Origin of the sequence: Bacillus sp. FSL M8-0277 (assembly GCF_037975305.1) — a bacterium.
Classification (GTDB): domain Bacteria; phylum Bacillota; class Bacilli; order Bacillales; family Bacillaceae; genus Bacillus; species Bacillus pumilus.
In genome coordinates this window covers 703,540-718,987 of record NZ_CP150255.1, presented here as the reverse complement: position 1 = coordinate 718,987, position 15,448 = coordinate 703,540, and the positions used below count along the sequence as shown (strand labels likewise).

9 protein-coding genes are annotated in these 15,448 nt (G+C 41.7%); all 9 read right to left on the bottom strand.

The annotated features are described in order from the left end of the window. Nucleotides 1-4 precede the first annotated feature (4 nt). Complete coding sequence (locus MKZ05_RS03535) at nt 5-862, bottom strand: 3-hydroxyacyl-CoA dehydrogenase family protein (protein WP_003214220.1); 858 nt, start codon at nt 860-862, stop codon at nt 5-7. After that, nucleotides 859-1,569 (bottom strand): alpha/beta fold hydrolase, encoded by a 711-nt coding sequence (locus tag MKZ05_RS03530; protein WP_050945731.1) that lies wholly within the window; start codon nt 1,567-1,569, stop codon nt 859-861. The genes MKZ05_RS03535 and MKZ05_RS03530 overlap by 4 nt, the downstream gene beginning before the upstream one ends. Next, entirely contained in the window at nt 1,566-2,546 is a 981-nt protein-coding gene (locus MKZ05_RS03525) for a C39 family peptidase (protein WP_339161409.1), read from the bottom strand. Before MKZ05_RS03525 ends, MKZ05_RS03530 begins: the two co-directional genes overlap by 4 nt. Further along, nucleotides 2,509-4,050: a serine hydrolase domain-containing protein gene (locus MKZ05_RS03520; RefSeq protein ID WP_339161408.1), complete on the bottom strand. Its 1,542-nt coding sequence runs from the start codon at nt 4,048-4,050 to the stop codon at nt 2,509-2,511. Before MKZ05_RS03520 ends, MKZ05_RS03525 begins: the two co-directional genes overlap by 38 nt. Further along, entirely contained in the window at nt 4,047-8,513 is a 4,467-nt protein-coding gene (locus MKZ05_RS03515) for an amino acid adenylation domain-containing protein (protein WP_339161405.1), read from the bottom strand. The genes MKZ05_RS03520 and MKZ05_RS03515 overlap by 4 nt, the downstream gene beginning before the upstream one ends. 91 nt (nt 8,514-8,604) lie before the next feature. Then, a complete protein-coding gene (locus MKZ05_RS03510; RefSeq protein WP_034620241.1) occupies nt 8,605-9,804 on the bottom strand; it encodes an MFS transporter in 1,200 nt (399 codons plus the stop codon). Between the two features lie 133 nt (nt 9,805-9,937). Next, the gene (locus MKZ05_RS03505; RefSeq protein ID WP_223251227.1) at nt 9,938-11,098 is read right to left on the bottom strand and encodes a CamS family sex pheromone protein; all 1,161 of its coding nucleotides are present in this window, start codon (nt 11,096-11,098) and stop codon (nt 9,938-9,940) included. Nucleotides 11,099-11,140: 42 nt separating this feature from the next. Then, entirely contained in the window at nt 11,141-13,147 is a 2,007-nt protein-coding gene (gene ligA / locus MKZ05_RS03500) for an NAD-dependent DNA ligase LigA (protein ID WP_212046324.1), read from the bottom strand. 44 nt (nt 13,148-13,191) lie between these two features. Beyond that, nucleotides 13,192-15,414, bottom strand: coding sequence for a DNA helicase PcrA (pcrA, locus tag MKZ05_RS03495; RefSeq protein ID WP_050945726.1), 2,223 nt, complete (start codon nt 15,412-15,414; stop codon nt 13,192-13,194). Nucleotides 15,415-15,448: the final 34 nt, after the last annotated feature.

Below are 15,448 nucleotides of genomic sequence, written 5' to 3'. Positions count from 1 at the left end.
CCTCTCACATGTCATATTGGAAAAAGCCCTTGCCTGATTTTTTGCCGTACTCGCCTGCATCAACCATTTTGACAAGCAGAGGACATGGACGGAACTTCGGATCTTTGTAGCTCTCGTATAAAACAAGCAATGAATTCAAAATCGTATCAAGCCCAATTAAGTCTCCTGTCGCAAGTGGTCCCATTTTATGACCGAAACCTCCGCGGAAAATTTTATCGACATCCGCTGGCGTAGCGACTTGATCTTGCACCGCCCAAATCGCTTCGTTGATTGTCAGCATCAGTACACGGTTGGAAACAAATCCCGGAAAATCATGCACCACAACTGGTGTTTTATCAAACGATTTCAAGAAATCTTTTGCCGTTTCCACTGTGTCATCAGAAGTTGCTTTACCTCTAATGACTTCAACTAACGCTTTAAGAGGAACAGGGTTCATAAAGTGCGCCCCAATGACATTCTCAGGGTGATGCATAAGAGACCCTACCTTTGTGATGGAGATACAGCTTGTGTTTACAAAATAGATGGTTTCTTTCGCACAAATATCTCGTAGCTCTTCATAAATAGGTTTTTTAATCTCCCAATCTTCCGTCACATTTTCAATGACGATATGCGCGTCATGTAGTCCTTCAAGTGAAGTTGACAGCTGGATTTGAGACAATACATCTTCTAAAGACAATGAGATTTTCTTCTTTCTCACAAATTGAACCAATTGATAGGTCTTCTTAATTTTTTCCAGCGCTTCGTTTAACTTTTCTTCTGTGACATCAACTAATGTGACTTGATAGCCATTTGCTGAAAGGTCTAATGCCATATCAGCCCCCATGACACCTGCTCCAATCACGCCTACGTGCTTCGTGTTCATTTCTCCAACACTCCAATTCGCTTTAAAATGACATTGATTTTTTCAACGACTTCATTTGTGAATGAATGAATAAAAAAGTGATCTCCATCGAATTCGAAAAACGCACAATCTTCGCTTGTATATTGATCCCAATCGTCTAAATCGAACAGCACAGAAGGCAAATCACGTGTACCATAAAAAATAGAAATTGGACAAGCAGCTGGAACGACTTCATCACACAAATAGGTCTCCAAAAGCTGAAAGTCTGCTCTTAAAATCGGCAGAAAGAAATCAAGCACTGCATGGTTATCAGCAAGTTCCTCAGGAACGCCTCCCATCGCAATGATCGCTTCTTTTAATTTGGAATCTGACAGCTGATGATAGACTTTCTTTTCTGGAATATGTGGCGGGAAGCGCCCAGAATAAAAGACATGAACAGGCTCTCTGTTTAACCTTGTTTTCATTCTTTTTTGTAATTCATATGCAAGGACGGCTCCCATACTATGACCGAAAATGGCATAGGGCTCTCCTTCTTTTAAGGAGGAGGACGCCTGTACATAAAGATCATCTGCGACCTGCTGTAAATCGGTTAGTACAGGCTCTGTCATTCTTGTCCCGTGCCCAGGGAGTTCAAGGGCATGAATTTCTATCGACCGGTCTATATAAGATTTCCACGTACTGAATACGGTACTGGCTCCACCTGCGTACGGTAAGCAAAATAACTTCACGACACGCCACACTCCCTTTTGCATTTGATTGCCAACGCTTCCAGCCAGTGTTTTTCATCCTGGATGATCTGTTCTAAAGAAGCTTTGATATTGGCTTGGTACCTACTAGACATCTCACCTGAAAAAAGGAGTTTTGCTGCCTGATGCCTTGCTTTCTCCCATTCTGCTAAAATACGTTCCATCCATCCCACCAGCTCAGGTAGATCGCCTTTGATGAGATTCAGCCGATACAGCTCTACTTTCTTCGTATTGATGATCTGATTGAACGACGCCACGAGCTTCTCGATATCATCCCATTGCGGAAGCTGCTCATAAAATGTTTCAAGAGCTGCGATTCCTTTTTCTATTACGTCTATCTGACCATGCATATTTCTCAGGAAATAAGTCGTTTTTTGATCAAATAACTCAGTCGAGAGCTTTTCCGGATCAAAGTAGAAGGCCGCATAGGAATGAAATTGATCATTCGGCTGAAAATGATCATGAAAGGTGTCATATCCTTTCTGTACATCTTTAAATGACAGCACTTGATGCTCATAAGACAAATTATCTAAATGCCGATTCTCTAATACGTGAAAGATTTGCTGATTTTCATCGAATCCAGTAATTAAAATGGAATGACGGCTATGGGTTGTCAAATACTCTTTTCTACCTCGCTGAACGTAAGGGTCTACCCATACAATTACCGGGCGGTCACACGTCACATCTTGCTTGACCTTTTCAATGAGGTTTGGACAATACGTCATTTTTTCTACTTGAATGCCTTGTAAATTCATAATCTTTTCTGGATCGTGTGCCGACATCCAGTCAATCTGTAGCAAGCCGTGCTCTGTAAGCCCGTAGGCAAATTGATCATTTAATAAGTATGGAGAAACTTCTTGCTCATGCAGCTTCACAATTGGAAAAAAGCAATTGAAAAAACAGCTGCGATAAAACAAATCATTATAAGGATGAATGCCCGAAATCTGTTTGACGGTCATCTTTTTTTCCTCTCTTTCCAGCAGGAGATGTCACCATAAATCCTTTGATGAAACCAATCGTACAAAACCAAATGAAAAACAAATAATAAGATATCGCTAATTCAATGAGAGAGGAAGGTCCCCATACAAAAGTCATTTTCCAAGGCAGCCCATTAAAGGCTAGCTGCGCAACAATGATTGGCAGGAGCAATATCCCAATTAGCAGTAGCACCCAGCCGCTACTTTTCAGCCAGACGCGAAGTGACATGTCCCTGCGAACGAAAGCGCCGTTTCTTACACGCTTTTTCCATTTGATAAAACGAACGATAGACACTATTTGCAGCAAAATAAAAAGACATGTGGCACCAAGACTCAACTGATCAATGAGCTGAAAAGGATCCATTGATGACTCTACTTCCTCATTTGTACCCGTGATCGTTTTGGCAATAAGACGTACCGTTTGCTCTGTGTAGCTGCTATTCATATTTGCTAACACTCCGATCGCAACCTCTTCTTTTGGCTGGATCAGAAAAAATGATGAATAGTTAGGGTTAGAGCCTGCATGAAAAAGCGAGTCTACCTGCTCATGTGCCTTTTCTATATACCAGCCGGCATTGTAATAGACATGCTTCCCTTCTTCTGGGACATTCACAGTTAAGTGGTCAGGATTTTTTACAAAGCGAGACCAAGTTGAATCGGTCAATTGATATTGCAGCCAAGTCCCCACATCCTGACTATTCATCACAATATAGCCTGCCGGAGTATTGCCTCGATATTCTGGTGCTTTATAAGCATGCGGAGCAAGGAATTGCAATTTAAACCCTTCTGAGACAGCGCCGGATTTCATCCGTTTTAGCCCAGCCTCCGTTTGGTCAAGATGATGCCTTTTAAACAGTCCTTTCATATAAGCCTCATACGATGTTCCTGTTACATTTTCAATGATGAGACCAAGGACATCATAGTTGATGGTCGCATATTCAAAGGAACTGCCTGGCTTACGATTAAGCTCGATTGATTTCAGCTGATCAACTGTTTTTTTCAACGCATCCTTTGTAGTATCTGGCTGGATAAGCGCAATGGATTGAAAGGGAATGCCGCTTGTGTGATGCATTAATTGCTCCACCGTTAAACGCTGAGGCTTTCCATTGTATGTTGGAAAAAAACCTGGAATATAGCTACTCACCGGATCTTTTAAATGAAGTTTCCCTTGCTTCTCTAACTCCACAATCGCAAGAGCGGTAAACGCCTTTGATGTAGATCCAATTTCAAAGAAAGTGCTGGCTGTCACTTGCTTCTTTTTCTTTCGATCCGCATAACCAAAGCCTTTTTGGTACACCACTTCGTCCTTTTTCACAACCACAACGGACATGCCTGGAATGCGTCCAAGCTCCATCTGTTCCTCTATCACTTGATCAACGGCTTTAGATGAAATCACTGCTTTTGCATGTGTCCCCCCGGCAAAGCTGCTTATCCATAAGACCGCTAATAAAAATGAAATGTAGATAACATGCTGATTTTTCCTCATGTAAATAATGAATCCATTTCTTCAAGAGACATATCCACTGTTTCAAAATCAGACGGTGTAAATTCGATTCCTTCTTTCTCTAAGCAATGCTGTACAAGATGCTCAATTTGCTGCTCTACCGCTTGCAATAGCTGCATCATGTCTGTTTCACACAGCTGTTTATCGCTGAAAGAAAGATGAAAAATCAGCTGACCGCCCTTGATGGTAGCGACCATATCGATGACGGTTGTTAATGGATTATCCAATGACGAATCCATCCCCGATGTAAAGTAAGACATCTCATAATCAGATGATTGTTTCAGCACTTGATCAATTTCACCTAGATAGTTAAAGCGTAATTGCGGCGCTGAATGAGGAGGAAGCTGCTTATTAATGAGTGACAACAGCCCATAGTCTGCACCTTTATTTGGCACTTCACGTATCGTTTCTTTGACAGTTCGTATGTGATCCGAGAGAGATTCAGACACCTGAACATTCACAGGATACATGGTGGTGAACCAGCCAAACGTTCTAGATACATCAATCTCATCCTCTACTGCATCCCTGCCATGACCTTCTAATTCCAAAGAAATCCGCTCTTGATTCGTTTGCTGATAACAGGCTTGCGTCAAGGCTGAAATTAACAGTTCATGCGGCTGCGTTTGATACGCTTGATTCGCTTGATTGAGCAATTGATTCGTGAGTTCCACTGATAATGCGTTGGTTAATTTGATTTCGTCTCTGACATATCCCTCATTTGAGGAAACTGGATACAGAGGCTGTATATTTTGCACCGCTTTTTGCCAATAGCTGACCGACTCTTTTACACTCTCTGATACTGCATACTGATTCACCCGCTCGGCAAATGTTTGATAGGAATGGGGTTTAGACGGAAGTACTTCTGCTGTAACCTTCTCTGCATGCAATAATTGAATCAAGTCCTCCACAAAAATTTGCCAAGACATACCATCAGCTAATAGATGATGGGCGGCAAAGATGAGATGTGATTGAGAATCAGTTTGACAAAGCGCAGCCTGAATCAATGGTCCTTGATAAAGATGAGTCCTTTGCTTGATCTGATATCCTACTTCTTGTAACGCTTCTTCCACATTCTCTTCTGACAATGCCGTGAAATCGTGTATCATCAGCGGAATATCTTGAATGTCTTCATCATAATAGAGTGTGTTTGTTGCCTCATGTACTTTTAACCTTAGTCCATCGTGGTGAATGACGAGCTCTTTGAGAGCATCCTGCACGATGGTTTCATCCATCTTTTTCTTTGAATGAACAATGATGGATTGATGCCAGAAATGTTCATCTTTTAACCGCTGGGACCAGAACCATTCGATAATTGGAATCGATTTCACATCACCCACAGCTTGCTCTTGTGAGATATGTATGACAGGTTCCTGCTGAACGACTTGTGCCATTTCTCTAAAAATGGGATAAGTAAAAAGATCCTTGGTTTTTAAATAGAGTCCTTTGTCTTTTAATTTCGCAATAAATTGAATCGCCTTAATGGAATCTCCGCCAAGTTGATAAAAATGATCAGCCGGTTCGATTGTTTCATGCCCTAAGATGCCTTTTGCTGTATCTACGATGATCTCTTCAATGTCCGCTGTTTCCTTGGACCACTCAACAGCTGTTTCTTGAGACAGCAATGGATCAGGCAGTGCCGTCCGATTGATTTTTCCGTTTTGAGTAAGCGGGAGCTCGTCTAGTACAACAAAATAGGCAGGTACCATGTAAGCTGGAAGCTGATCTGATAATTTCTTTCTAAGTAAAAAGGACGTCATCTGTTTTTCTTTCAATTCAATATAGGCTGCCAGCTGTTTTTCTCCAGATTCATCGGTTAGATCAATAACCGCTGCTTTATCAACTTCTTCAAGTGCCATCAGTGCAAGTTCAATTTCACCGAGCTCAATCCGGTAGCCTCGCAGCTTGATTTGATGATCAATTCTGCCAATGTAAACAATCTTTCCATCATTTGCTCGTTTGGCGATATCACCTGTTCGATACATGCGGCGACCATTTACAAATGGATTGGGCAGAAAGCGTGATTCCTGCAAATCAGGTCTTTGCCAATACCCTCTGCCAACACCTGCACCTGAAATATAGATTTCTCCTACTGTCCCAGGCAGCACGGCTTGCTGATGCTCATCTAAAAGGTAAATCTCTGTATTGGGCATTGGCACACCAATTGACACAGATACCCCTTCATCATCTTGATGGAATTGATGAATCATACAGCCAACGGTTGCTTCAGTTGGTCCATATTCATTAAAGATGGATATCCTTCCATCACTTGCCTCTGTGATTCTTTTGGCCAAAGCGGTCGATAATTGTTCTCCGCCTACAATCATCCGTTTCACAACTGATTGAGAAAGTGCAGCATCTGTTAGCAGTGCCATATGAGCTGGTGTCAGCTTGATGACTTTCGCTTTTTGATCAAACAAAATATGTTCTAATAAAAAGCCTGGCTGATCCTCTTGACGATAGATCATCACGGTACTGCCAATGACCAATGGCGTATAAATGGATGTCACGGTTAAATCAAACGCAATGGATGAATACAAGGCAAAATGATCATCTGATGAATCAGTATAGTGTGTTTTGGCAGACATGATATAGTTCACTAAGCTTCGGTGCTCAATCATGACTCCCTTTGGCTGTCCTGTAGAGCCAGACGTATAAATCATATATGCGACATCTTCAGCATCTCCAATGAATGGATGTTCCGCATTATACTGAGCGAACTGATCCCACACGTTGTAGATATTGTACGTATCGCCATTAAAATGGTATGCAGATGCGTCATCTGTGAAAAACAGCTTTGCCTGGCTGTCATCCAAAATAAACTGAATACGTTCCTCTGGATACTCAGGATCAATCGGCACATATGCGCCTCCAGCCTTTAAAATCCCCAGCAGCAGCACAATAAGTTCTGGTGAATGATTCATACATACGGCAACAAAGTCATGTCTTTGTAAGCCATGTGTTTGTAGAAAATGCGCCATTTGATTGGTTTTTCTCTCAAGTTCACCGTATGTCATGCTATGAGATCCGTCCTGAAGTGCAATTCGATCAGGAGAAGACGTTGACATGTCTGTGATCAATTCATGGATTTTTTGTTTCTGTGGAAACAGCATGCCTGTGTCGTTCCAGTGATATAGCTCTCGATGTGTCTCGACTTCTGTCATGAGAAGTACGTCTTTTAACAGCTGCTTTGGCTGAGCGAGTATCGTTTCGACAAAGAGAAGCATTCTTTCGTGTAGAAAGTCGATATCTTCATTGCTGTAATCTGAGATCTTGTAATCATATTGAAGCTCGATTTGCCCTTTTTCATCCCATTCTTTCACAGCAACTTGTAAGCCATATGGCTGGAAGCCATTGTAAAGCTCTATGTATTCAACCTTGTATCCTTCCATCTCCTGCACCATATTTGTGCTGTAGGAGTTGATATAGATTTGAAAAAGCTGATCATACCCTGCTTTTGCAAGCTCTAAATCTTTGACAAGTGCATCATAGGGATAACGCTGATGCAGGAAGTAAGCCTTATAGCTTTTTTGAACGTCTGTTAAACTTTCTAACAAAGAGAGATGAGGATCGATCTTCATTCGATATGGCATTGTACTCACGGTCATACCGGACGTGGCTTTTTCCTTTTGTCCGGAACGATTGAGAACTGGCGTCCCAATAATAAAATCTTTTTGCTGGTATCTTTTATGCAAGTAGACGAAGAGTCCTAAAGTAAATAAAGAGTTGATTGAACAATGATGGACATCTATAAATTCATAGATTCGTTCTGAGAGTTGTCGATCAAGATAATGGCTTTGCCGATGGCCTTTGATTTGGTCAGTTCCCTGTACCAAATAACTATCAGACACATCAGATAATGCTTCTTTCCAAAATTGCTGATCTTTTTTAAATCTTGGGGAGTTCATATATTTTGATTCTTTATCAATAAATACAGAGTGATTGTCTGCTTCTTGTTCGATAGAGGAGCTGTGGGTAAGAGCAGTGTAAAGCTGGCTAATTTTATCGATGATTACTTTCATCGACCATCCATCTGCTACTGTATGATGGCATTTGATGAAATAACCGGATTGTTGTTCACTGATTTTTAGTACCGCAAATTCGGCGAGAGAGGTTTCTGTTAATTGAAATGGTGTTTTGAAGGCTTTTTCGGCCCATTCTAGCATGTCTTCATGTGTGGAAAACTCATAGGTAGGAATAGGGCTATCGGCGTTTGGATCAACGTATTGAAGCGTTTCACCATCTTTCTCTACTAGCTTGAGACGAAGAGATTCTGTCATCATGATACAAGATGCAATGGCCTGCTTCAGTTTATCGAGCTGCAATGGCCCATTGACGAAAATGATACCGCCAATATGATTGATCGGTGTTCCTGGATAAAATGTTTCCATGTTCATCACGCGCCGCTGCGGATGTGTTAATGGCCAATATACTAAACTATTAGTCAATTACGCCACCTCTACTTTTCATATAGTTAACATTTCTACCAACATATTAAATCACATAATGGTATTTTTGTAAATAATTGAGATAAAATGTCTAAATTTGTTCATTTTTTAATCTAGACGCTAGGAAAGCCGACACAGTAAACAGGGCAACGTTTATAAAAAAGACGACTCTTGCCCCAAAGAGATCGGTCATGGTGCTCATAACGAGGATGGACATTCCGTATATAAAAGTTGATAGTGTATGTTGAGCTGATAGTATTTTGGGCAATTCAATTTCACTCAGTGTATCTTGTACATAGGTTCGAATGGAAATACTGCGAAGCTGAAAGGCTGGTCCTAATAAAAAGACAAACAACAAACTCATCCATGCAGAATGATTCAATCCTAAGCAAAGGGTTAGCACAGCTACGATCACCGAACTGTAAAAAATGTGATCAAACAAACGCTGTTCCACATGCTTTGCGAACCGCAACACAAGCAGGCCGCCTAGAATGGTTCCGCCAAAATAGCTTGCGTTAATAAAGCCCCACCATGTTTCAGGCTGATGTAAAACTTCTGTGACATACACAAGGATAATGGCACCAGTCCAAATACTTCTACCGCTCATGGATAGCATTTCTAAAATCGTTAATGTTCGAATAGTTGGTTTTTCATACATGAGCTTCCACCCTGAAAAGACCCTTGTAGCAAATGATTCAGACTGTTGCTCTTGTTTAGCTGCAGCCCCAGTATCAATGATAAAGAGCATAGATATGAGTGACAAACTGTATAAAACAAGTGTCGTCAATAGGAGAAACTGTGGTCCAAGAATGCCAATAAACAGCCCTCCTAACAGCCAGCCTAGTAAAAGGACCATTTGATCAGAAGTTAAGATATAGCTATTGGCTTTTAGTAAAAAGTTCTTTTCTACTAAACGTGGGATCATCGAATTTCGAACAGGAATGGTTCCTCCATCTATCAAAGAAAGGAAAAATACAATGATAAAAAAGAGAGGAATAGTAAAAGTTGATAGTTGTAGAATATAAATGAAAATTAAGCAACCGAAGAAAGCAATTTGACACATTTGTAAATAGATAATGAGTCTTTTTAGCTTAAATTGATACATAAAGAAAGGAATGAGTACCGCTCCAAGTGCTTGTCCAACAAACTGTGAGACAGCCACCATTGAAGCAATCAGTGTAGAATTTGTTAATTGATATGTCAGGATGGTCAATACGAGGACATATAGCGAATCCCCAAAATTTGCTAGGGATTGTCCCCCTAATAAAAAGTAAAATGATTTATTTTTCATAGTGATCTCCATTTTCTCTTCATTATCACCCATAATAATACATTATTTTCTACACTTCTACTTTTTATAACAATATTTTCATAATTTGATACATTATGACTAATTTAAAAAACCGCCAAAAGGCGGTTTTTATTTAGTCATATATATGGACGGTTGGTTCTTTGTCTTCAGCATTTTTCGTGATCAAGGCTTCTTGTTGATCTGAAGATGTGATGTTAATTTCGATATTGGTACTCTTATAGTAATCCATGACTTCACCTGTTAAATATTGCGTGAAGGCTACGACTTCCGTTTTTCCGTAGAACTGCATTGGAATTTCGACTTTCATTTTTTGCAGGTTGCCGTCTTTGTAAAACCCTTTTCCTACGACACCAGTATAATTCGGAAAGTAGTCTTCGACTTTTGTTTTGAAGCGGTCAAATCGCTCGGAATCATCTTTGTAGTTGCCTTTCGCATTATCTGAAGGGAAGAAGACATTCTCCTCTTTGATCGTATCCCAATTGCCGATATCAGCTGAGCCCGCTTTCACATCCGTTTTGGCGATAAAGTTTCCTGGAACGATAGATGATTTTGGTGCTTGCTTATAAAGGGCAATCATGACAGGCACTTTTTGCAGCCCATCCATTTGACGAATTCGTTTGATCACTTGTTCAGCAATTTTTTCGCCTTCTGCCAAAAGTTTCTTTGAATTTTTCGAAGAATCGATCGTCACTTCTTGCTGCGGGTCACCGATATTTTCACGGTAATAATAAACAGAGTTCAGCGCAAGTCCAATGACAACTCCGCCAAGCTGTAAGCTGTTTTTATCTTTTCGAATTAAGTAATTATGCTCTAGCATCGAAGCTAAGTAAATTGGACTACTTTCATTTTTAGACTTTGTTGAACCTGAGTTCGGAAGAGCAGGGTTTAAGCCTAGATTCTTAAAGTCTTTATCTTCTTTTTCTGCCTTTTTCAGATCACTGCCTGTTTTTTTGCGCGCCAGCCAGCCTAGAACGGTGTCCTCATCAAAATGCTGTCCTTCTTGGAAAAGGTAGTCGTTTGTATTAAATGACTCTGTTGCAAGGCGCATGAGTCCTGTTTCAAATTCATCGATGTCCAAGCGTGTGTTGAGACGCTCTGCTGTTAATCCTCTCGCAGCCCCTTGTTTAAACGGCAGCACCATTTTGTAATAGGAGTCAGAGATATTGTACATCGGGATGATGGCTGTTTCCTTCGTTTCATCCGTTTTTTGTGTGACCTCTTCCTCTTCCTTTCCCCCAAAAGGTGCACACGCTGACAATATCAGTGTGAGCATTGTCAGCAGCAATAACAACTTTTTCAATAGAAAACACTCCTCTTATTTCTTTAGCTCCTCGAGCATTTTAGCTTCGTCCCAAATTTCTATATTGAGTTCTTCTGCCTTTGTCAGCTTACTTCCCGCTGCTTCTCCGGCTATGACTAAATCTGTTTTCTTACTCACACTACCTGCCAGTTTACCGCCTAGTGCTTCGATCGCTGCTTTTGCATCGTTTCGAGCCATTTCTTCTAATTTCCCTGTCAGCACAATGGTTTTGCCTGCAAAATAGGAATCACTTTCTTCAACCTTCACCGGTTTTGGTCCTGTGTAGGTCATATTAACCCCAAGCTCTTTTAGTTCATTTAGCAGATTGAGTATTTCTTCTTTCTCAAAGTACGTGACGACAGCATCAGCCATTTTTTCACCGATTTCATCGACTTCGAGTAATTGTTCTTTCGTCGCTTGCTTTAATTGATCGATATCACCGAAATGCATCGCCAAGGTCTTCGCCGCTTTAGAGCCAATAAATCGTATACCGAGTCCAAATAGTAAACGCTCTAGAGAGTTTTCTTTCGATTGCTCAATCGAACGCAGTAAATTGTCGACAGATTTTTCGCCCATTCGCTCAAGCTGAATGAGCTCTTCTTTCGTTAATCGGTAAAGATCAGACACACGAGAGACAAGCTGTTCTTGGAAAAGCTGTGTAATGACCCGCTCGCCAAGCCCATCAATGTTCATTGCATTGCGGGAAACAAAGTGAATGAGTCCCTCACGTATTTGGGCAGGGCATTCTGGATTGATGCAACGCAAAGCCACTTCGCCTTCAATTCTCACCAGCTCACTATGACACTCTGGGCATTCAGTCGGCATGTGAAACGGCTTTTCTTCTCCTGTACGCTGATCGATCAGTACACCTGCGACTTCCGGAATAATATCGCCCGCTTTTTTCACAATCACTTGATCAAAAAGGCGAATATCCTTTTCTTTGATCAAATCTTCATTATGAAGGGAAGCTCGCTGCACTGTCGTTCCTGCTACTTTGACAGGCTCAAGGATCGCCGTTGGTGTGATGACACCTGTACGCCCGACACTTAGTTCAATATCAAGCAGCTTTGTCACGACCTCTTCAGCTGGAAACTTGTACGCAACAGCCCAGCGGGGACTTTTTGCTGTAAAGCCGAGCTCTTCTTGCTGAGCTAACGAATCGACTTTGATCACAATTCCATCGATTTCATATGAAAAGTCGGCACGCTTCGTTTTTAGTGTTTCAATGAGCTCAATCACTTCCTCAATCGTTTGGCACATCCGTCTTTCTTTATTCGTTTTAAAGCCAAGTTCGTCAAGAAGATCAAGTCCTTCGCTTTGCGATTCAACACCAATTTCATCAAGCTCCGCTATACTGTAGACGAAGATATCAAGGTTTCGTTTCGCCGCAATTTTCGTATCAAGCTGACGAAGCGAGCCTGCCGCCGCATTACGCGGGTTCGCAAACGGCTCTTCTTCGTTTTGTAATCTTTTTTCGTTTAATGCTTCAAAAGAAGGTTTTGGCATAAATGCCTCGCCTCTCACTTCAATTGACAAAGGACGTTTGATTTTGAGCGGGATGGATCGAATGGTTTTGAGGTTTTCTGTAATATCCTCACCCGTTGTCCCATCTCCACGTGTGGCACCTCGGACAAACAGGCCATTTTCATAACGGAGAGAAACAGCGAGTCCGTCAATTTTCAGCTCGACATTGTATGCAATATCGTCACCGACTGCTTGACGAACCCTGCGGTCAAAATCAAGAAGGTCCTGTTCATTAAACGCATTCCCGAGGCTGAGCATCGGTGTGCCGTGGCGCACTTTTTGGAAGGCGTCTAACACAGCGCCTCCGACTCTTTGTGAGGGAGAATCCGCTGCTTTTAAATCAGGGTGCTCTTCCTCTAAAGAGATCAGCTCACGCATCCGCGCATCATATTCAGCGTCAGGAACACTTGGACGATCCAGTGTATGATATTCGTAGTTGTATTGGTTCAAAATCTGGTGCAGTTCCTCGATCCGGCGTTTCGCTGCTTCTTTATCCATCTGCTTCTTCCTTTCAATTCATCCGTTTTATATGTCCTATCGGTTTATTGCTTCTCAATTGGCGCAAATGCTGCGAGAAGACGCTTAATGCCTGTAGGGCTTGGGAAAGCAATATCAAGCTCCGTGCTGTCTCCACTGCCTTTTACGCTCACAACCGTTCCAACGCCCCATTTTTTATGAGCCGCTTTATCGCCCACAGCCCAGCCAATACTTCCGCCGCCTGTGTTTTGAATGGTTTGAGTTTGCGGACGTGAGACAGGTCCCCGTCTTTGTGGTCTTTCTCTAGTTTGGCCAAATGGTGTTTTCGTTTCTTTTTTCTCATTTAGGTTGTCCAATAAATCGGCTGGTATTTCTCGAATGAATCTTGATTCAAGGTTCATGTTTGTCCGGCCGAAGAGTGTTCTCATCTTGGCACTTGATAAATAAAGCTCTTCTTCCGCCCGTGTGATGCCTACATAAGCAAGGCGGCGCTCTTCTTCCATCTCTGCATCTTCCATTAATGAGCGGCTGTGCGGGAAGACACCTTCCTCCATGCCCATTAAGAAGACAACCGGGAATTCTAGACCTTTTGCGGCGTGAAGCGTCATTAAAATGACCGCATCTTGATCTTCTTCCTCATTCTCATCCAGCTTATCAATGTCTGCGACAAGAGCAAGATCTGTCAGGAAGGTCACAAGGGACTTGTCTTCATTTTGTTCTTCAAAGTTCTTAGTCACAGAGAGAAACTCGTCAATATTTTCTAGACGGCTTTGTGCCTCAATCGTTTTTTCAACCTTTAGTGCTTCACGATAGCCTGTTTTCTCTAAAATTTCTTCTGTTAGTTCTGTGACAGATAAATAATCCTGCATATTTGTCATTTGATCAATGAGCTGTTTGAATTCATCAAGTGCATTGGCTGCCCTTGCACTGAGTCCAATGAAATCTACCTGACCAAGCGCTTCAAACATAGACAGGTCATTCATCTCCGCGTATGCTGCGATTTTATCAACAGATGTCGCACCGATTCCGCGCTTTGGTACGTTCACAATTCGTGCAAAGCTAATGTCGTCATCTGGGTTAGCTACTAGGCGTAAGTACGCCAAAATGTCCTTAATCTCTTTTCTGTCATAGAACTTTGTGCCGCCGACAATGTTGTATTGAATGTTTGACTTCAATAATGTTTCCTCTATGACACGAGACTGGGCATTGGTTCGATAAAGAATCGCAAAATCGGATAATTTACGCTTACCGCTCTGATGAAGCTGATGAATCTTTCCAGCAACAAATTGACCCTCGCCGAATTCATTATCTGCACGGTAATAGGCAATCTTCGCCCCTTCATCATTTTCTGTCCAAAGGTTTTTCGGCTTACGGTTTGAATTGTTTTGAATCACCGTGTTTGCGGCATTCAGTATACGTTTCGTCGATCTGTAATTTTGCTCAAGCAGAATCACTTCACTGGATGGATAATCTTTTTCAAAGGAGAGAATGTTTGTAATATCCGCTCCGCGCCAGCGGTAGATGGACTGATCCGAGTCACCGACCACACATATATTTTGAAAACGCTGAGCAAGCAGTTTCACAAGCATGTACTGCGCTCTGTTCGTATCCTGATACTCATCGACATGAATGTATTGAAATTTTCGCTGATAGTGTTCTAATACTTCAGGGATGCGCTCAAACAGACGAATCGTCATCATAATAAGATCATCAAAATCGAGTGATTGGTTCTTAAGTAATCGCTTTTGGTAATCTGTGTAGACGTCGCTAACCACTTGATCATAGAAATCACTGGCTGTTTTGGCGTATTCCTCTGCGTCAATGAGTTCATTTTTTGCACTGCTGATTGATCCTAAAATGCTGCGAGGATCGAACTTTTTAGGATCGATATTTCGTTCTTTTAAAATGTTTTTAATGACTGAAAGCTGATCAGATGTGTCTAATATAGAGAAGTTGCGATTTACACCAATACGGTCAATATCGCGTCGTAAAATACGCACACACATGCTGTGGAACGTAGAGATCCAAATGTCATCCGCACCAGGTCCTAAAATGGCTTGGACACGCTCACGCATTTCACGTGCTGCTTTATTTGTAAACGTAATCGCTAAAATGTTCCACGGAGCCACATGCTTTTCTGCCATTAAGTAGGCAATTCGGTGTGTGAGCACCCTCGTTTTCCCGCTTCCTGCTCCTGCCATCAAGAGTAGCGGACCGTCTGTTGCTTTGACCGCTTCTTTTTGCGCGTCATTTAGCCCTTCTAATAGATGATTCGATATTTCATTCATTTCATTCACCGCCAATTCGAACTTATGTTCTATT

Bases quoted from the DNA above. Each gene is read 5' to 3' on its own strand.
- pcrA (WP_050945726.1), bottom strand. From the start codon at position 15,414: ATGAATGAAATATCGAATCATCTATTAGAAGGGCTAAATGACGCGCAA.
- MKZ05_RS03510 (WP_034620241.1), bottom strand. From the start codon at position 9,804: ATGAAAAATAAATCATTTTACTTTTTATTAGGGGGACAATCCCTAGCA.
- MKZ05_RS03520 (WP_339161408.1), bottom strand. From the start codon at position 4,050: ATGAGGAAAAATCAGCATGTTATCTACATTTCATTTTTATTAGCGGTC.
- MKZ05_RS03535 (WP_003214220.1), bottom strand. From the start codon at position 862: ATGAACACGAAGCACGTAGGCGTGATTGGAGCAGGTGTCATGGGGGCT.
- MKZ05_RS03505 (WP_223251227.1), bottom strand. From the start codon at position 11,098: ATGCTCACACTGATATTGTCAGCGTGTGCACCTTTTGGGGGAAAGGAA.
- ligA (WP_212046324.1), bottom strand. From the start codon at position 13,147: ATGGATAAAGAAGCAGCGAAACGCCGGATCGAGGAACTGCACCAGATT.
- MKZ05_RS03525 (WP_339161409.1), bottom strand. From the start codon at position 2,546: ATGACCGTCAAACAGATTTCGGGCATTCATCCTTATAATGATTTGTTT.